At 60.2% G+C, this 231-nt stretch carries 1 protein-coding gene; it reads left to right on the plus strand.

All coding sequences use genetic code 11. The features are described 5' to 3' along the window. On the plus strand, positions 1-231 hold a 231-nt coding region (locus AC2FA3_RS15680), incomplete at both ends, for a family 20 glycosylhydrolase (RefSeq protein WP_490510410.1).

A 231-nucleotide genomic window follows, 5' to 3' on the forward strand; every position in this document is an offset into this window, starting at 1 on the left:
TCTACACACAGGACGACATCCGCGAGATAGTGGCCTATGCCTCCGTGCGCGGTGTGGAGGTGATTCCCGAGATTGAATTTCCCGCCCATGTGCTTTCGGCCATCGTGGCTTACCCTTGGCTGTCGTGCACAGGCGTGCAGCACCAGGTGCCCGAGCAGCATTTCATCAGCCGCGACCTCCTCTGCCCAGGCAATCCCAAGGCCATGCAGTTCCTTCGCGACATTCTCGAGG

The organism is Janibacter sp. CoH_79_TC_3, from assembly GCF_058197955.1.